An 18,245-nucleotide genomic window follows, 5' to 3' on the forward strand; every position below is an offset into this window, starting at 1 on the left:
GGCTCGCCGCTACGGCCTGCGGGCCGAGGTGACGCGGTAGACGTCGTAGACGCCCTCCACGCCCCGGACGGCCTTCAGGACGTGTCCCAGGTGCTTCGGGTCACCCATCTCGAAGGTGAACCGGGAGGTGGCCACCCGGTCGCGGGAGGTCTGGACGGCCGCCGAGAGGATGTTCACGTGCTGGTCCGACAGGACCCGGGTGACGTCCGACAGGAGCCTGGACCGGTCGAGCGCCTCGACCTGGATGGCGACCAGGAAGACGGAGGACTGGGTGGGGGCCCACTCGACCTCCAGCATCCGCTCGGGCTGCTGCGACAGCGAGTCGACGTTGACGCAGTCCCTGCGGTGGACCGATACGCCGCTGCCCCGGGTGACGAACCCGACGATCGGGTCGCCGGGGACCGGCGTGCAGCAGCGGGCCAGCTTGACCCACACGTCGTCGACGCCCTTGACGACCACGCCCGGGTCCGCGTTCCCGCGCCGCTTGCTGCGGCCCCGGACCGGGGCGATGCTCTCCTCGATGTCCTCGTTGGCCGCGTCCTCGCCGCCGAGGGCCTGCACCAGCTTCTGTACGACGCCCTGCGCGGCCACGTGGCCCTCGCCGATCGCCGCGTAGAGCGAGGAGATGTCGGGGTAGCGCATCTCGTGCGCGAGGGTGACGAGCGAGTCGCCGGTGAGGATGCGCTGGATCGGCAGGTTCTGCTTGCGCATGGCCCGCGCGATGGCGTCCTTGCCGTGCTCGATCGCCTCGTCGCGGCGCTCCTTGGAGAACCAGGCGCGGATCTTGTTGCGGGCCCTGGGTGACTTGACGAAGCCCAGCCAGTCGCGGGACGGGCCGGCGCCCTCGGCCTTGGAGGTGAAGACCTCGACCAGGTCGCCGTTGTCCAGGGTGGATTCGAGCGGCACGAGCCGCCCGTTGACCCGCGCTCCTATGGTGCGGTGGCCGACCTCGGTGTGGACGGCGTACGCGAAGTCCACGGAGGTGGCGCCGGCCGGCAGCGCGATGACGTCGCCCTTGGGCGTGAAGACGAAGACCTCGTTGCGCGAGAGGTCGAAGCGCAGCGAGTCGAGGAACTCGCTCGGGTCCTCGGTCTCCTTCTGCCAGTCCAGCAGCTGGCGCAGCCAGGCCATGTCGTTGACCGTGTCGTGGCCCACGCTGCCCTTGGCGGCCTGCGGGACGTCGGTACGGACCTTCGAGGTGCCGGCGACGGTCTGCTGCTTGTACTTCCAGTGCGCGGCAATGCCGTACTCGGCGCGGCGGTGCATGTCGAAGGTGCGGATCTGGAGCTCGACCGGCTTGCCGCTGGGTCCGATGACCGTCGTGTGGAGCGACTGGTACATGTTGAATTTGGGCATCGCGATGTAGTCCTTGAACCGGCCGGGGACCGGATTCCATCGCGCGTGCACCGTACCGAGGGCGGCGTAGCAGTCCCGCACCGTGTCCACGAGGACGCGGATGCCGACGAGGTCGTAGATCTCCGCGAAGTCGCGGCCCCGTACGATCATCTTCTGGTAGACGCTGTAGTAGTGCTTGGGGCGCCCGGTGACGGTGGCCTTGATGCGGGCGGCCCGCAGGTCGGCCATCACCTCGTCGGTGACGACGGTGAGGTACTCGTCCCGCTTGGGTGCCCTTTCGGCCACCAGCCGCACGATCTCGTCGTACATCTTGGGGTAGAGGATCGCGAAGGCGAGGTCCTCCAGCTCCCACTTGATCGTGTTCATGCCCAGCCGGTGCGCCAGCGGGGCATAGATCTCGAGGGTCTCGCGGGCCTTCTTCTCCTGCTTCTCCCGCTTGAGGTAGCGCATCGTGCGCATGTTGTGCAGGCGGTCGGCGAGCTTGATGACCAGGACCCGGGGGTCCTTGGCCATGGCCACGACCATCTTGCGGACGGTCTCGGCCTGGGCGGCCTCGCCGAACTTGACGCGGTCGAGCTTGGTGACCCCGTCGACGAGCAGGGTGACCGCGTCGCCGAAGTCGCGCCGCAGGTCCTCCAGCCCGTACTCGGTGTCCTCGACGGTGTCGTGCAGCAGCCCGGCCATCAGCGTCGCCGGGTCCATGCCCAGCTCGGCGAGGATGGTCGTCACCGCGAGCGGGTGGGTGATGTACGGGTCGCCGCTCTTGCGCTTCTGCCCGCGGTGCCAGCGCTCGGCGACCTGGTACGCCTGCTCGATCTGGCGCAGCGTCTCCGTGGAGATCTTCGGGTCGTTGCTGCGGACTATGCGGAGCAGCGGTTCCAGGACCGGGTTGTACGGGTTGGAACGCTGGACGCCCAGGCGGGCCAGCCGTGCCCGAACCCGGTTGGAGGACCCGGCCGACTTCGCGGGCACGGGCCTGGCCGGCGGCGCGGGCGCCGGCGAGGGCGTGGCAGGGGCCGCCGCGATCGCCTCGGGCTGCGGGTCGGGTTGCGCGGCGGGGATTGGCTGGACCTCGTCTGGCAAGAGCGCTCCTCAGGGGGTCCCCCCGCACGGAGTGTGGGGGAGGATCCGGTGCCCGTGTTCCGGTCCGGACAACCCATCGTAGCGAGGGTTGCGCCCCCACGTTCCCTCGAGCCTCCGCCTCGGCGGTTCCGGTCCGCTGCTGGGGCTCCGCCCCAGACCCCGGTCCTCAAACGCCGGACGGGCCGGAAATTCCAGCCCGTCCAGGGGGCACCTCCCAGCGGTAGCTGGGGGAGTCTGAGGACCGGGTCCGGGCGGAGCCCGGGGAACGGTGGAAGGGCGGGTCGGGGACGGCCCCGCGCAGCGGCCCGCGCACGCCGAAGCGGGCGTGCCCGGGACGAACCCGAGCACGCCCGCTTCGTAGGCAGCGTCGTCAGACCACGATCAGCGCGTCGAGCGGGGCATCCCCCAGCGCCGGAAGCAGCCGCTCGCGGCCCGGCAGGAACGACAGCTCCATCAGGACCGCGACCCCGGCGACCTCCGCCCCGGCCCGCCGGATCAGCTCCAGCGAAGCGGCGGCGGTGCCACCGGTGGCGAGCACGTCATCGATGACCATGACCCGGTCCTCGGCGCACAGCGCCTCGGCGTGGATCTCGATCTCGGCCGAGCCGTACTCCAGCTCGTACGACTGCAGGAGGGTCGCCCCCGGCAGCTTTCCGGCCTTGCGCACCGGGACGAAGCCGATGCCGGCCTGCACGGCCACCGGAGCCGCCAGGATGAACCCCCGCGCCTCCAGTCCGACGATCTTCGTCGCCCCGTACTTCGCGGCCAGTTCCACCAGCGCGTCCGTCAGGGCGCCGAACGCCTTCGGGTCGGCCAGCAGCGGGGTGATGTCCTTGAACATCACCCCCGGCTTCGGGTAGTCCGCCACGTCCGTGATCCGGCTGAGCAGCAGGTCCCGTACCTCGGTGGAGAGCTCCGCGGTCACCGGCGCCGCCCGGACCGGCCCTGCGCCACTACCTGCGGCGCGTCCTCGGCCTCGGAGTCGTCCTCGGCCGATTCGCCCTTGGCCGCCGCGGCCGCCCGCTTCGCGAGCACCCGCTTCGTCAGCGCCTTCATCGCCGGCTCGCGCTCCTTCAGGTCCACGACCAGCGGGGTCGCGATGAAGATCGACGAGTAGGCACCGGCCGCGAGGCCGACGAACAGCGACAGCGAGATGTCGTTGAGCATGCCGGCGTCCAGCAGGCCGCCGCCGATGAAGAGCAGCGCCCCGACGGGGAGCAGCGCCACGACGGTGGTGTTGATCGAACGGACCAGGGTGCCGTTGATGCTGCGGTTGGCGATCTCGCTGTACGTCCAGCGGGTCTGCTTGGTGATGTCCTTCGAGCCCTCCTTGAGACCGTCGAAGACGACGACGGTGTCGTAGAGGGAGTAACCGAGGATGGTCAGCAGACCGATGACCGTACCCGGGGTGACCTCGAAGCCGACCAGCGCGTACACGCCGACCGTGATCGTGAGGTCGTGGATCAGCGCGATGAGCGCCGCGACCGCCATCCGCCACTCGAAGGCGATGGCCAGGTAGATCACCACGAGGACCATGAAGACGCCGAGGCCGGTCCAGGCCTTGTTGGCGATCTGCTCGCCCCAGGAGGGGCCGACCAGGTCCGCGTTGATCTGACCCGCTTCGACCTTGAGGTCGGCCGCGAGCTTGGTCTTCACCTCGGCGGCGGCGGCGGTGTCCAGTTCAGAGATCTGGATCCGCATGCCGCCGGTGCCGAGCTTCTGGACGGTCGCCTCGTGGCCGGAGGCCTTCTGCGCGGCGGTGCGGGTCTGGGCCTCCGAGAGCGAGGTCTTCGGGGTCGTGAAGACGGCCCCGCCCTTGAACTCGATGCCCATGTTGAGGCCCTGAACGGCCAGGGCCACGATCGCCGTGATGGTGATCAGGATGGAAACGCCGTACCAGACGAAGCGCTTGCCGACGAAGTCGTAGCCGACCTCACCTCGGTACAGCTTGGCGCCGAGATCTCCGAGCTTCGACATCTCTCACGCCTCCTTTGCGTCGACGGGAGCGGAGACGGTGGCGGCGGCCGCGCCGGAACCGGTACGACGCGAACGTCGCAGCGGCGGCTTCGCGCCCAGTCGCTTCGGGTCCAGCCCGGACCACGGGTGACCGCTGGAGAAGAACTTCGTACGGGCCAGCAGCGTCATGACGGGCTTGGTGAAGAGGAACACCACGACCACGTCGAGCAGGGTCGTCAGACCCAGGGTGAAGGCGAAGCCCTGCACCTTGCCGACGGTCACGATGAACAGCACCGCGGCGGCCAGGAACGACACGAAGTCGGAGACCAGGATGGTGCGCCGGGCCCGCGGCCAGGCGCGCTCGACGGCCGGACGCAGGGTGCGGCCCTCGCGGATCTCGTCCCGGATGCGTTCGAAGTACACGATGAACGAGTCCGCGGTGATGCCGATCGCGACGATCGCACCACAGACGGCGGGCAGGTTCAGCGCGAAGCCGATGCCCTTTCCGAGCAGCGCCATGATCGTGTAGGTCAGTACGCCGGAGACCAGGAGGCTGATGATGGCGATGAACGCCAGGCCCCGGTAGTACGCCAGCAGGTAGATCACGACGAGCGCGAGGCCGATGGCACCGGCGATGAGGCCAGCCTTCAGCTGCTCGCCACCGAGCGCGGCGGTGACGGTGGTGACGCTGTCCTCCTGGAAGGACAGCGGCAGGGCGCCGTACGAGAGCATGTTGCCCAGGTCCTGCGCGGACTGCTGGGTGAAGCCGCCGGAGATCTCGGCGTTGCCGCCGGTCAGCGCCTGGCTGACGGACGGGTCGGAGATGACCTCGCCGTCGAGGACGATCGCGAACTGGTTCTGCGGGGACTGCTTGGCGGCGAGCTCACCGGTGATCTTGGCGAACTTGTCGGCGCCCTTGTCGGTGAACTGCATCGTGACGATCCACATGCCGCGCTGCGGGTCGATGACGCCCTTGGCGTCCTTCACGTCCGTGCCGGCGACCTGCGCCGGACCGAGCACCCACTTGCCCCATGCGTTCCCGCGCTTGCCACAGGCGAGCGTCGGGTCCTCGGGCTTGACGTTCTTGCCGACGGCGGCGCGCTGCGTCTCGTTGCTGCAGTCCAGCGCGGCGAACTTCGCCTGGAGGTCGGCGGCGGCGGCCTGGTCGGCGCTCGGCGGAGTGCTCGCCGAGGGGGAAGCCGGCGGGGTGGCCTTGTCGTCTGCCTTCTTCGAAGCGCTCGCCGAGGGCGAGGGCGAGGGGGCGTTCGGGGCCTTGAGGGCCTCACTGAGCGCGCGGCCCTGGGAAGTGGCGCTGGACGACGGGGTGGGCGCACCTGCGGACGGCGAACCGGAACCGCTCGCGGTGGGGCTCGGGGAGCCGCTCGCGTTGGCCTCGGGGGTGATCGGGGCACCGTCAGCCATCGCGAGAACGGGGCGGAAGTACAGCTGGGCGGTGGTACCGACCTGCTGGCGCGCCTGCTCCTCGTTCGTCCCCTTGGGGATGTTCACGATGATGTGGTCTTTGCCCTGAGTCTGAACCTCGGCCTCAGACACACCGAGACCGTTGACGCGGCGCTCGATGATGCCGACCGCCGTGTTCATGTTGGTCTCGTTGATCGCGTCCGGCTTGCCGGGCTCGCTCTTGGCCTTGAGCGTGATGCTCGTACCGCCGGCGAGGTCGATGCCGAGTCGCGGCGTCGTCTGCTTCGTGAGGAACATCCCCGCGGTGAGCGCCACCATCGCGATCAGGATGATGGCCAGGGAACGCCCCGGCCTCCCCTGAGCCCCCGTGGGCCGCCGGCCCTTCTTCGGTGCTGCCACCTTGTCGTATCTCCCTGTCCAACCGTCCCGCGCCGGGTCAGCGCGCGGACGGCCACGAAATGTGTGTGGGGACCCCTGCCCCCCGCAGAAGGGTCACTGGCGGGGACCGTCCGGGATGCCGATCAGGCTCCCTGCACGGCCCCCTGCCGGGCGCTACTTCGCGCCGGCCTCACCGTCGGACTTGCCGTCCTTGGGCTCGTCGTCCTTGGGCTCCTGCGCCGCGGGCCCGTCGGCCTTGGGCTCGTCCTTCTTGCCGAGGTCGAGCTTGGGAGCCTCGCCCTCGGTCAGGGAGGACGCGTCGTCCGGGACGACCGGCGTGTCGATCGTCAGATCATCGCTCACGCCGTGGACGATGCGGTTGTACTCCTCGTCCTCGAGGACGGCGCCGATGGCGTTCTTCGCGAACATCGCGTGGACGCCGGGAGCCACCTCGAGCGTGACCGTGTCGTCACCGATCTCCTTCACCGTGGCGTACATGCCGCCGATGGTGCGGACACCGGTGCCGGGCGTCAGCTGATCGCGCATCTGCACGGCCTGCTGCTGCTTCTTCTTCTGGCTGCGGGTCAGCAGGAACATCGCGCCGATGATCAGCAAGAACGGGAGGAGGGAGATGATATTCAAGGGACGCAGGTCCTTCGCATCGACCGCACGAGCGCGCGGCCTTTTCTACGGGGGGTGGGTACGCCGACCGTAAGGGTCGGCATCGGCGGAGTCTAGGCGAGTCCGCACCGATGGAACAACGCCCAGCATGTCACCGCAGTTCCTGACGAGGCGAACCTCCGCGCCGTCAGGCCCCGAACAGCCCCTGTTGTCCGCTTGATCCGCCACCGGTCTGCATCGGCGGAACAAGTCCCAGGTGAGCCCATGCGGCCGGGGTCGCGACCCGGCCCCGGGGGGTCCTGGCCAAGAGCCCCTCGCGCACGAGGAACGGCTCGGCCACCTCTTCGACGGTCTCCCGCTCCTCGCCGACGGCCACCGCGAGCGTCGACAGCCCGACGGGCCCGCCGCCGAAGAGCTTCAGCAGCGCCTCCAGGACGGCCCGGTCCAGCCGGTCCAGCCCGCGCTCGTCCACCTCGTAGACCTTCAGGGCGGTACCGGCGACCTCGCGGTTGATCACGCCGTCGGCCCTGACCTGGGCGTAGTCGCGGACCCGGCGCAGCAGCCGGTTGGCGATGCGGGGGGTGCCGCGGGAGCGGCCGGCGATCTCGGCGGCGCCCGCCGTGTCGATCTCCACGTCGAGGAGGCGCGCGGAGCGGTGGATGACGCGCTCCAGCTCCTCGGGGGCGTAGAACTCCATGTGCCCGGTGAACCCGAAGCGGTCGCGCAGCGGCGGGGGCAGCAGCCCGGCCCGGGTGGTCGCGCCGACCAGCGTGAACGGGGGCAGCTCCAGCGGGATCGCGGTGGCCCCCGGACCCTTGCCGACGATCACGTCGACCCGGAAGTCCTCCATGGCCATGTACAGCATCTCCTCGGCGGGCCGGGACATGCGGTGGATCTCGTCGAGGAAGAGGACCTCGCCCTCCTGTAGGGAGGAGAGGATCGCGGCGAGGTCGCCGGCGTGCTGGATGGCCGGGCCGGAGGTGATCCGGATCGGCGCGCCCATCTCGGCGGCGATGATCATGGACAGGGTGGTCTTCCCCAGCCCCGGGGCGCCCGACAGCAGCACGTGATCGGCGGTGGCCCCGCGCTGGCGGGCCGCCTTCAGGACGAGGTCCAGCTGCTGGCGGACCTTCTCCTGGCCGACGAACTCGCCGAGGTCCTTGGGCCGCAGGGCCGCCTCGACGGCGGTGTCCTCGCCGTCCGCCGCGGCTGCGACGATCCGGTCGTCGCTCTCGTCATCCCAGTTCACGGTGTTCAGTCTGCCTTCTCGGTGGTGCGGTGGTCCGTCGCGTGCGGGCCGTCTGCTGGGGCGCCGCGCAGGCGGTCGTCACCGGGCCCGGTTCAGAGTCTGCAGGGCCGCGCGCAGCAGCTGCGGGACCGGGGCGGAACCGCCGGCGGCGATGGCGGCCTCCGCCTGGGGGGTCACCGCGGAGACGGCCTCGTCCGCGTCCCGGGCGGCATAGCCCAGACCGATCAGCGCCGCGGACAGCTGTTCCGACCACGGCGCCGGGCCGGAGGCCACCGCACGCTGCGCACCGACCATGCCGCTCGACCCCAGCGGTGCGCCGAGCTTGTCCTTGAGGTCCAGCAGGAGCTTCTGCGCACCCTTCTTCCCGATGCCGGAGACGGCCATCAGCGCCTTCTCGTCCCCCATGGACACGGCGAGCCGCAGCGCGTCCGGGCTGTGCACCCCGAGCATCGCCTGCGCGAGCTTCGGCCCGACCCCGCTCGCGGTCTGCAGCAGCTCGAAGACCTGCCGCTCGTCGTCGTCGGCGAACCCGTACAGGGTCAGCGAGTCCTCCCGTACGACCAGGGAGGTGGCCAGCCGGGCCGTCTCGCCCGTGCGCAGGCCGGCGATGGTGTTCGGCGTGCAGTGCACGGCCATGCCCACTCCCCCGACCTCGATGACGGCCAGGGTGGGGGCGAGCGCGGCGACCGGGCCGCTGACGAAGGCGATCATGAGGTGCGGCCTTTCAGGGTGGTGGCGTGCCGGGCCACCGCCTGCTGGAGTCGGTTCTGGGCGGGGGCCCGCCAGATGTGGCAGATGGCGAGGGCGAGGGCGTCCGCCGCGTCGGCGGGCTTGGGCGGCGCCGGCAGCCGCAGCAGCCGGGTGACCATGGCTCCGACCTGCGCCTTGTCGGCGCGACCGCTGCCGGTGACGGCGGCCTTGACCTCACTCGGGGTGTGCAGGGCGACCGGCAGTCCGCGGCGCGCGGCGCACAGCATGGCGACGGCGCTGGCCTGGGCGGTGCCCATCACGGTGCTTACGTTGTGCTGGCTGAACACCCGCTCCACGGCGAGGACTTCGGGCCGGTACTCGTCGATCCATTCCTCGATGCCCTGCTCGATGCCGACGAGCCGCAGCCCCAACTCGGCGTCCGCAGGCGTCCGTACGACTCCCACGCCCAGCATCGTCAGGGGGCGGCCGGCCACGCCTTCGACCACGCCGACACCGCATCGGGTCAGTCCCGGGTCAACACCGAGCACGCGCATGCCCACCCCCCCTCCTTCGATCTCCTGTACGTGCAGCTACGCAGGCTATCGGGCACCACTGACAAAGCGACGGGCCGACAGGGTGTGTCCTGTCGGCCCGTCGAATACAGCAACCGTCAATTGAGCAACCCCAACGGCGAGCGACCACCTCCGCGAGAGCGGCGAGGGTTTAGCCACAAGGGGCAGCTCAGGCGTCGACCTTCTCCATGACCTCGTCCGAGACGTCGAAGTTGGCGAAGACGTTCTGCACGTCGTCGCTGTCCTCCAGCGCGTCGATGAGCTTGAAGATCTTGCGCGCGCCCTCCTCGTCCAGCTCGACCTGCATGGTCGGCAGGAAGTTGGAGTCGGCCGAGTCGTAGTCGATGCCGGCGGTCTGGAGCGCGGTACGGACCGCGACCATGTCGGTGGCCTCGCTGATGATCTCGAACTGGTCTCCGAGGTCGTTGACCTCCTCGGCACCCGCTTCGAGCACCGTCTCCAGGACGTCGTCCTCGGAGAGCTCGCCCTTGGGCAGGAGCACGACGCCCTTGCGGTTGAACAGGTACGAGACCGAGCCCGGGTCGGCCATCGAACCGCCGTTGCGGGTCATGGCGACCCGCACGTCGGACGCGGCACGGTTGCGGTTGTCGGTGAGGCACTCGATGAGCACCGCGACGCCGTTGGGCCCGTAGCCTTCGTACATGATCGTCTCGTAGTCGGCGCCGCCGGCCTCGAGGCCGCCGCCGCGCTTGACCGCGGAGTCGATGTTCTTGTTGGGCACCGAGCTCTTCTTGGCCTTCTGGATGGCGTCGAAGAGGGTCGGGTTGCCATCGATGTCGGCGCCGCCCATACGGGCCGCGACCTCGATGTTCTTGATCAGCTTCGCGAAGAGCTTGCCGCGCTTGGCGTCAACCACGGCCTTCTTGTGCTTCGTCGTAGCCCATTTAGAGTGGCCGGACATCTGCCTGTCTCCTTCGCGTCACCAACAATGTTCGCCTCAGATCCTACCGGGACGCCGTTACAGCCCCGCGCGCACCATGTCGACGAAGTACGCGTGGACCCGATCGTCACCCGTGAGCTCGGGGTGGAACGAGGTGGCGAGCACGTTGCCCTGGCGCACGGCGACGGTGTGGCCGTCGTATGTGGCGAGCACCTCGGCGGAGGCGCCGACGGACTCGACCCAGGGGGCGCGGATGAAGACGCCCTCGACGGGGCCGCCCTCGATGCCCGCGAAGTCGACCTGCGCCTCGAAGGACTCGTTCTGGCGGCCGAAGGCGTTGCGGCGCACGATCATGTCGATGCCGCCCAGGGTCTCCTGGTCCTCACGGCCGTCCAGGAGCTTGTCGGCGAGCATGATCATGCCGGCGCAGGTGCCGTAGACCGGCATCCCGGCCCGCACGCGCTCGCGCAGCGGCTCCAGCATGCCGAACAGCACGGCGAGCTTCGACATCGTCGTGGACTCGCCGCCGGGGATCACCAGGGCGTCGACCTCGGCGAGCTCCTCGGGACGCCGGACCGGCCTGGCCACGGCGTCAGCCGAGGCCAGGGCGATCAGGTGCTCCCGTACATCGCCCTGGAGAGCCAGGACGCCGATAACGGGGGTGTTCGTCATGAGGTGATTACCAGCCGCGGTTGGCGTAGCGCTCGGACTCGGGGAGGGTGTCGCAGTTGATGCCGACCATGGCCTCGCCCAGGTTGCGGGAGGCGTCCGCGATGATCTTCGGGTCGTCGTAGAAGGTGGTGGCCTTCACGATGGCGGCGGCGCGCTTGGCCGGGTCGCCCGACTTGAAGATGCCGGAGCCGACGAAGACGCCCTCGGCACCGAGCTGGCGCATCAGCGCGGCGTCGGCCGGGGTGGCGACGCCACCGGCGGAGAACAGCACGACCGGGAGCTTGCCGAGCTCGGCAACTTCCTTGACGAGCTCGTACGGCGCGCGCAGCTCCTTGGCGGCGGCGAACAGCTCGTTGTTGTCGTAGCCGCGCAGGCGGGCGATCTCGTTCTTGATCTGGCGCAGGTGACGGACGGCCTCGACGACGTTGCCGGTACCGGCCTCGCCCTTCGAGCGGATCATGGCCGCGCCCTCGGCGATGCGGCGCAGGGCCTCGCCCAGGTTGGTGGCACCGCAGACGAAGGGGGTCGTGAACGCCCACTTGTCGGAGTGGTTGACCTCGTCGGCCGGGGTCAGGACCTCGGACTCGTCGATGTAGTCGACGCCGAGGGACTGCAGGACCTGGGCCTCGACGAAGTGGCCGATGCGGGACTTCGCCATGACCGGGATGGAGACGGCCTCGATGATCTCTTCGATCATGTTCGGGTCGGACATCCGGGCGACGCCGCCGTCCTTGCGGATGTCGGCGGGGACCCGCTCCAGGGCCATGACGGCCACGGCGCCGGCGTCCTCGGCGATCTTCGCCTGCTCGGCGTTGACCACGTCCATGATCACGCCGCCCTTGAGCTGCTCGGCCATGCCGCGCTTGACGCGGGAGGTGCCGATCGCCGACTCAGCGGACTGCGGGTTGGAAGAAAGCGTGCTCACGGATTGACCTCACTCGAAAGGAAGATTCAGGTGGTACTGGACCGAGGAAACCCTCTGGAGCAGTCCACTGCAAGGGCCAATGTGCAGCCGGTGGCTCTTCGCATTTTGGCCATTGGGTACAAGTTACGGGCGTTCCGCCAGATCCACCGGAGGCTCGTCGTCCATCTCGAAGGCCAACGGGAACGGCGCGTGCCCGGCCAACCGGAACCAGCGGACCTTGCGGTGCCTGCGCAGGGCGCGGGCCGCGCGAACGGCGTCGTTGTGGAACCGCCGGGCCATCGGCACCCGGCGGACCGCCGCCGCGAGCTCCTCGGCCGCCTCCACCCCACCCGGTGCCGCCTTCAGCGCGTCTACCTGGCCGGCGTCGGCGAACACCGCGCGCAGCGCCTGGCTCAGCTCGCTCTCGGCGACCTCCCGGTGCTCCTCCTCGGCCTGCCGGGCCGCGTGCGCGGCCTCGTACAGCACGATGGAGGAGGCGGGGTCGAGGACCCCCGAGGTGGCCACCTCCACCACCACGGAGGCGCGCCTGACGAGCTGGGCGTCGAGCGCGGCCCGGGCGGCGTCCATCCGCGTGTGCAGCCGGTCGAGCCGCCCGGCGGTCCAACTGAGGTAGACCCCGACGACACCGAGCGCCAGAGCAGTCCAGACAAGGGTTTCGATCACGGGCGGCGACTTTACCTTTCATCGGCCCGGTCACCGCTTTCGCGCACCCGCCCCCTCGGCGGGCGGGCGCGGGCGGGCGCGGGCGGGCGCGCTCGGGTCGGCGCGCGTGCCGGTGCGGGCGGCAGTGCCGCCTACGCTTCGCGCGAAAGTCCCAGCCTGGTCCGGAGCGGGACCCGCTCGTCCTCCGCCACCGCGGTTGCGCCGTCCGTCACCGTTTCGTAGACGGCCAGGATGTCGGCGCCGACCGTGGACCAGTCGAAGCGGCGTACGTGCGCGGAGCCGCGGGTGCTGAGGGCTGCGCGGCGTTCGGGATCGTGCAGGAGGGCGATCGCCGATTCGGCCAGGGAGTCGGGGTCCTCGTTCGTGAAGAGTTCGCCGGCCGCGCCCTGGTCCAGGACCTGCGCGAAGGCGTCCAGGTCGGCTGCCAGGACGGCCGCCCCGGCCGAGAGGGCCTCGACCAGGATGATGCCGAAGCTCTCGCCGCCGGTGTTCGGGGCCACGTACACGTCGACGCTGCGCAGCAGCCTCGCCTTGTCCTCGTCGGAGACCATGCCGAGGAACTCGACCCGGGAGCGGAGCTCGGCCGGGAGGGAGGCGACCGCCTCCTCCTCGTCTCCGCGGCCCGCCACCAGGAGGCGCACGTCCGGGCACGCCTCGACGATGCGGGGGAAGGCCGCCATCAGGACGGGCAGTCCCTTGCGCGGTTCGTCGATGCGGCCGATGAAGCCGAGGGTCCGGCCGGACCAGGAGGGGTTCGGTTCGGCCTTGGCGAAGAAGTCCACGTCCACGCCGTTGGGGATGACCACCGCGTCGCCGCCGAGGTGCTCGACGAGGGTGCGCCGCGCGTACTCGCTCACCGCGATCCGCGCGCTGATCTTCTCCAGCGCCGGCTGGAGGATCGGGTACGCCGCCAGCATGGCCCTCGAGCGCGGGTTGGAGGTGTGGAAGGTGGCCACGATCGGGCCCTGCGCCGCCCAGCAGGTCAGCAGGCCCAGGGAGGGCGCGGTCGGCTCATGGATGTGGACCACGTCGAAGACGCCCTCGTGCAGCCAGCGCCGCACCCGCGCGGCCGACAGGAAGCCGAAGTTCAGGCGTGCGACCGAGCCGTTGTAGGGCACCGGCACCGCCCGGCCCGCCGAGACCACGTACTGGGGCAGCGGGGTCTCGTCGTCCGCCGGGGCCAGGACCGACACCTCGTGGCCGAGGCGGATCAGGTGTTCGGCCAGGTCGCGGATGTGGAACTGGACTCCGCCCGGCACGTCCCACGAGTACGGGCAGACGATGCCGATCTTCACGCGGAGCGCTCCTCGCCCTGGGGCTCCAGGTCGTCGATCCACAGTCGCTGCAGCATGTGCCAGTCCTCCGGGTGCTCGGCGATCCCCTGTGCGAAGGCATCGGCGAGCGCCTGGGTCATGGCGGCCGTCTTCTCCTGCCGGGTCCCCTTCTCGGGCACGTCCACCGGGGAGTGGATGCGGCCGTACATCCGGGGCGTGGCGCCGTAGTAGAGGGTGGCGGGCAGCAGTACCGCGCCGGTCTGCTGCGCCAGCAGCGCGGGTCCGGCCGGCATCCGCGCGGCGGAGCCGAAGAAGTCGACCTCCACCCCGGAAGCCGACAGGTCGCGGTCGGCGACCAGGCAGACCAGCCCGCCCGAGCGCAGCCGGCGCGCGAGCGTGCCGAAGGCGGCGCCGCCGCTGTGCGGGAGCACCTCCATGCCCAGGCTCTCGCGGTAGGCGACGAAGCGGTCGTAGAGGGTCTCCGGCTTGAGCCGCTCGGCGACCGTGGTGAACGGGACGCCGATGTGGGTGACGGCCCAGGCGCCGGCGAGGTCCCAGTTGGCCAGGTGGGGCAGGGCGACCACGACTCCGCGCCCGGAGGCCAGGGCCTCGCGCAGGATGTGGTCGTCCTTCATGTCCACGTCGGTGCTGAAACGTTCCTTGGCCATGGTCGGCAGTCGGAAGGACTCCATCCAGTACCGCATGTAGGAGCGCATGCCCGCCTGCGACAGCTCGCGCAGCCGCTCCGGCGTCGCGTCCGGCACCACCCTGGCCAGGTTCGACTCCAGGCGCAGCACGCTCTTGCCGCGCCGCTTCCACGTGAAGTCCGCGATCCGGCGGCCGAGGGCCGCCGCCGCGGGCTCGGGCAGCTTCTTGACGCCGGCCCAGCCGAGCCCGTAGAGCCCGTCGACCAGCTTGTCCTGCGCCTTGCCCATCAGGCCGTACCGCTTTCGGGAGAGGCGGGGGCGCCCGGAGAGGCGGCGGCAGCCGCGGCCGCGTCGGCCTCCGCCGATTCGCGCCGTACGGTGACCACCCGCTGGATCAGCGTCACGAGCGAGCCCGCCGCGACGACCCACAGCGCGATCGGCAGCAGTACGCCGATCCACGAGGGCACCCCGAAGGTCTCCAGCCCGGACAGACCGGCCGCGACCAGCGTGATCACCAGTCGTTCGGCGCGCTCGATGAGCCCGTTGACGGCCACCGGCAGCCCGATCGACTCCCCGCGCGCCTTGGTGTACGAGACCACCTGCCCGCTGGCCAGGCAGAAGATCGCGACCGCGCAGAGGGCGTTGTTGTTCCCGGAGCCCGCGTACCAGAGCGCGAGCCCGCCGAAGATCGCCGCGTCGGCCACCCGGTCGAGGGTGGAGTCGAGGAACGCGCCCCACCGGCTGGAGACGCCGGCCTGGCGGGCCATGTTCCCGTCCACCAGGTCGGAGAAGACGAAGAGCGTGATGGTGATCGTGCCCCAGAAGAACTCGCCCATGGGGAAGAAGACCAGTGCTCCCGCCACCACTCCGGCCGTGCCGATGAGGGTGACCGCGTCGGGACTCACTCCCAGCCTGAGCAGAAAAGCGGCGAATGGCGTGAGAACACGCGTGAAGAATGCACGCGCGTACTTGTTCAGCATGGCCTTCCCGGAGGGTCGCTGGGCCGCACGGCCACCACGGCCACCGGCTGGCCCATCGTAGCCAGCACCCCGGCCCATCGGCGCCGCGCACCCACTGGTTCACGCCGCGGAGGCCGTTCTTCCGCCATCGGCACCCCTGCGACCTGCCCCGAAGGGCGCCTGCGGGCCGCCCCGGGGAGGGGGCTCCGGCACGGCTCAGGCACAGCTCAGGCACGCCTATGGCACAGCTCCCGCACGGCTCCAGCACGTCCCGGTGCCCGCCCGTCTCCCGGCCACCCCGGTGAGCGGCTCCGGTACGACGTATGGACGCGGTGTGACGGCAGTGCAAAGCTCGAAGGAGCCCATTTCCTCTCCAACCGGGAGGCACGAGCATCATGGGAGCCACATCACACCAAGCCGGAGCCGCCGGCAGGGCACCGACGGCCGACCGCCCCGCCTCCGTACGGAACGTCGTGCTGGTCGGCCACAGCGGATCCGGCAAGACCACCCTGGTCGAAGCCCTGGCCCTGACCGCGGGGGCCGTGAACCGCGCCGGCCGCGTCGAGGACGGGGCCACCGTCTCCGACTACGACGAGACCGAGCACCGGCGCCAGCGCTCCGTACAGCTCTCCCTGGTCCCCGTCGAGTGGGCCGGAATCAAGATCAACATCCTCGACACCCCCGGATACGCCGACTTCGTCGGAGAGCTCCGGGCCGGTCTGCGCGCGGCCGACGCCGCCCTCTTCGTCGTCTCGGCCGCCGAGGACGGGGACGGGCTCTGCGGCCCCACCCGCATGGTCTGGGACGAATGCGCCGCCGTCGGGATGCCCCGCGCCATCGTCGTCACCCACCTCGAAGCGGCCCGCGCCGACTACGGCCAGATGACCAGCGTCTGCGGGGACGCCTTCGGCGCCGACGACCCCGACGCCGTCCGCCCCCTCTACCTGCCCCTCCACGGCCCCGCCGGCCACGACGGCCACGCCCCGGTCGCCGGACTGCTCGGCCTGCTCTCGCAGCGGGTCTACGACTACACCTCCGGGGACCGCGTCGAACGCGATCCGGACCCCGCCGAGCTCGACCTCATCACCGAAGCCCGCGCCCGCCTGATCGAGGGGATCATCGCCGAGAGCGAGGACGAGACCCTCATGGACCGCTACCTGGCCGGCGAGGACATCGACCTCAAGACCCTCGTGGACGACCTGGAGCGCGCGGTGGCCCGGGGCACCTTCCACCCCGTCCTGATGGCTGCCCCCGCCGCCGAGGGCGCCCGCAAGGGCCTGGGTACCGTAGAACTCCTGGAACTGATCACCGGCGGCTTCCCCACCCCCCTGGAACGCGCCCCCGTCACCGTCACCACCCCCGGCGGCGCCGACCGCCCCGCCGTCACCTGCGACCCCGCGGGCCCGCTGCTCGCCGAGGTCGTCAAGACCTCCTCCGACCCCTACGTCGGCCGCGTCTCCCTGGTCCGGGTCTTCTCCGGCACCCTGCGCCCCGACGAGACCGTCCACGTCAGCGGCCACGCCGGCCGGCACGCCAACGGCCACGGGCCGGACGGTCAGGGCCCGGACGGCCGGGGCCCCGACGGCGGAAGCCGCACAGCCCCGAGCCGCGAGAACGGAAGCCCCCGGGACCAGGACCTCCACGAGGCCGACGAACGGATCGGCACCCTCACCTCCCCCTTCGGCAAACAGCAGCGCACCCTGACCCACTGCATCGCCGGCGACCTGGCCTGCGTGGCCAAGCTCACCCGCGCCGAGACCGGAGACACCCTCTCCGCCAAGGACCAGCCCCTCCTCATGGAGACCTGGTCCATGCCCGACCCGCTGCTCCCCCTGGCCATCGAGGCCCACAGCAAGGCCGACGAGGACAAGCTCTCCCAGGGCCTGGCCCGCCTCGTCGCCGAAGACCCCACGATGCGGCTCGAACAGAACCCGCACACGCACCAGCTCGTCCTGTGGTGCCTCGGCGAAGCCCACCAGGACCTCGCCCTCGAACGCCTGCGCACCCGCTACGGGGTCCAGGTCGACCCCGTCCCCCACAAGGTCAGCCTCCGCGAGACCTTCGGCGCCAAGGCCGCCGGCCGCGGCAGGCACGTCAAACAGTCCGGCGGCCACGGCCAGTTCGCCATCTGCGAGATCCAGGTCGATCCGCTGCCGCCCGGCAGCGGCGTCGAGTTCGTCGACAAGGTCGTCGGCGGAGCCGTCCCCCGCCAGTTCATCCCCTCGGTCGAGAAGGGCGTCCGCGCGCAGGCCGCCCGGGGGGTCGCGGCCGGCTACCCGCTCGTCGACGTGCGCATCACCCTCCTCGACGGCAAGGCCCACTCGGTGGACTCCTCCGACGCCGCCTTCCAGACCGCCGGCGCCCTCGCCCTGCGCGAGGCCGCTGCCGGGGCCGCCATCCACCTCCTCGAACCGGTGGCAGAGGTCTCCGTACTGGTCCCGGACGAGTACGTCGGACCCGTCATGAGCGACCTCGCGGGCCGCCGCGGCCGGGTCGTCGGCACCGACCGGGCCACCCCGGGCCGCAGCCGCGTCCTCGCGGAGATCCCCGAGATCGAGATCGGCCGCTACGCCGTCGAACTGCGTTCCGTATCGCACGGCACCGGACGCTTCAGCCGTACCTACGCGCGCCACGAGCCGATGCCGCCACAGCTGGCGGACAAGCTACGCGAACAGGCAGAGAAGGGAAGCCAGTTGACATAGCACCATCCGAGCCGCCCACCCAACCCGCTTGCGGTGGGCGGCATTTGCCTGTCCCCTCACCATGGGGAGGAATCCGCCGATAGGCTCGTCCGCGGGGTGGAGCGGGTAGAGCTGAGACATCACGCAAGTGAGCCGACAGGCAGGCGGGCGGGCGGACCCGCACACGAGCACGACG

At 70.7% G+C, this 18,245-nt stretch carries 16 protein-coding genes; 1 reads left to right on the forward strand and 15 read right to left on the reverse strand.

Features of this window, described 5'->3' with window-relative positions; genetic code table 11:
- Positions 1-9: 9 nt before the first annotated feature.
- The 15 genes from AC3IYJ_RS07910 to pgsA form a co-directional block, all read right to left on the reverse strand.
- Positions 10-2,439 carry a RelA/SpoT family protein gene (locus AC3IYJ_RS07910; RefSeq protein WP_489400623.1) on the reverse strand — a complete coding sequence of 810 codons (2,430 nt, stop codon included), beginning with the start codon at positions 2,437-2,439 and terminating at the stop codon, positions 10-12.
- A gap of 370 nt (positions 2,440-2,809) precedes the next feature.
- Positions 2,810-3,364 carry an adenine phosphoribosyltransferase gene (locus AC3IYJ_RS07915; RefSeq protein WP_489400624.1) on the reverse strand — a complete coding sequence of 185 codons (555 nt, stop codon included), beginning with the start codon at positions 3,362-3,364 and terminating at the stop codon, positions 2,810-2,812.
- Positions 3,361-4,416: a protein translocase subunit SecF gene (secF, locus tag AC3IYJ_RS07920; protein WP_489400625.1), complete on the reverse strand. Its 1,056-nt coding sequence runs from the start codon at positions 4,414-4,416 to the stop codon at positions 3,361-3,363. Before secF ends, AC3IYJ_RS07915 begins: the two co-directional genes overlap by 4 nt.
- 3 nt (positions 4,417-4,419) lie before the next feature.
- Positions 4,420-6,216, reverse strand: coding sequence for a protein translocase subunit SecD (secD, locus tag AC3IYJ_RS07925; protein ID WP_489400626.1), 1,797 nt, complete (start codon positions 6,214-6,216; stop codon positions 4,420-4,422).
- A gap of 153 nt (positions 6,217-6,369) precedes the next feature.
- Complete coding sequence (gene yajC, locus AC3IYJ_RS07930; RefSeq protein ID WP_489400627.1) at positions 6,370-6,837, reverse strand: preprotein translocase subunit YajC; 468 nt, start codon at positions 6,835-6,837, stop codon at positions 6,370-6,372.
- A 166-nt stretch (positions 6,838-7,003) separates the two neighbouring features.
- Positions 7,004-8,065: a Holliday junction branch migration DNA helicase RuvB gene (ruvB, locus tag AC3IYJ_RS07935; protein WP_489400628.1), complete on the reverse strand. Its 1,062-nt coding sequence runs from the start codon at positions 8,063-8,065 to the stop codon at positions 7,004-7,006.
- Positions 8,066-8,143: 78 nt separating this feature from the next.
- Positions 8,144-8,776 carry a Holliday junction branch migration protein RuvA gene (gene ruvA, locus AC3IYJ_RS07940; RefSeq protein WP_489400629.1) on the reverse strand — a complete coding sequence of 211 codons (633 nt, stop codon included), beginning with the start codon at positions 8,774-8,776 and terminating at the stop codon, positions 8,144-8,146.
- Entirely contained in the window at positions 8,773-9,309 is a 537-nt protein-coding gene (gene ruvC / locus AC3IYJ_RS07945) for a crossover junction endodeoxyribonuclease RuvC (RefSeq protein WP_489400630.1), read from the reverse strand. The genes ruvA and ruvC overlap by 4 nt, the downstream gene beginning before the upstream one ends.
- Before the next feature lie 187 nt (positions 9,310-9,496).
- A complete protein-coding gene (locus AC3IYJ_RS07950; protein ID WP_489400631.1) occupies positions 9,497-10,249 on the reverse strand; it encodes a YebC/PmpR family DNA-binding transcriptional regulator in 753 nt (250 codons plus the stop codon).
- Positions 10,250-10,306: 57 nt separating this feature from the next.
- Positions 10,307-10,900: a pyridoxal 5'-phosphate synthase glutaminase subunit PdxT gene (gene pdxT / locus AC3IYJ_RS07955; protein WP_330295446.1), complete on the reverse strand. Its 594-nt coding sequence runs from the start codon at positions 10,898-10,900 to the stop codon at positions 10,307-10,309.
- 7 nt (positions 10,901-10,907) lie between these two features.
- Positions 10,908-11,825 carry a pyridoxal 5'-phosphate synthase lyase subunit PdxS gene (gene pdxS, locus AC3IYJ_RS07960; RefSeq protein WP_384663629.1) on the reverse strand — a complete coding sequence of 306 codons (918 nt, stop codon included), beginning with the start codon at positions 11,823-11,825 and terminating at the stop codon, positions 10,908-10,910.
- 123 nt (positions 11,826-11,948) lie between these two features.
- Positions 11,949-12,488, reverse strand: a complete 540-nt coding sequence (locus tag AC3IYJ_RS07965) for a LemA family protein (protein ID WP_489400632.1) — start codon at positions 12,486-12,488, stop codon at positions 11,949-11,951.
- A gap of 131 nt (positions 12,489-12,619) precedes the next feature.
- Positions 12,620-13,783 carry a glycosyltransferase family 4 protein gene (locus AC3IYJ_RS07970; protein WP_489400633.1) on the reverse strand — a complete coding sequence of 388 codons (1,164 nt, stop codon included), beginning with the start codon at positions 13,781-13,783 and terminating at the stop codon, positions 12,620-12,622.
- A complete protein-coding gene (locus AC3IYJ_RS07975; protein ID WP_489400634.1) occupies positions 13,780-14,697 on the reverse strand; it encodes a phosphatidylinositol mannoside acyltransferase in 918 nt (305 codons plus the stop codon). The genes AC3IYJ_RS07970 and AC3IYJ_RS07975 overlap by 4 nt, the downstream gene beginning before the upstream one ends.
- The gene (gene pgsA / locus AC3IYJ_RS07980; protein WP_489400635.1) at positions 14,697-15,389 is read right to left on the reverse strand and encodes a phosphatidylinositol phosphate synthase; all 693 of its coding nucleotides are present in this window, start codon (positions 15,387-15,389) and stop codon (positions 14,697-14,699) included. The genes AC3IYJ_RS07975 and pgsA overlap by 1 nt, the downstream gene beginning before the upstream one ends.
- A gap of 374 nt (positions 15,390-15,763) precedes the next feature.
- Here pgsA and AC3IYJ_RS07985 point away from each other — a divergent pair, with 374 nt between their 5' ends.
- Complete coding sequence (locus AC3IYJ_RS07985; protein WP_489400636.1) at positions 15,764-18,070, forward strand: elongation factor G-like protein EF-G2; 2,307 nt, start codon at positions 15,764-15,766, stop codon at positions 18,068-18,070.
- Positions 18,071-18,245: the final 175 nt, after the last annotated feature.

This window comes from Streptomyces sp. GL_140 (assembly GCF_057834465.1).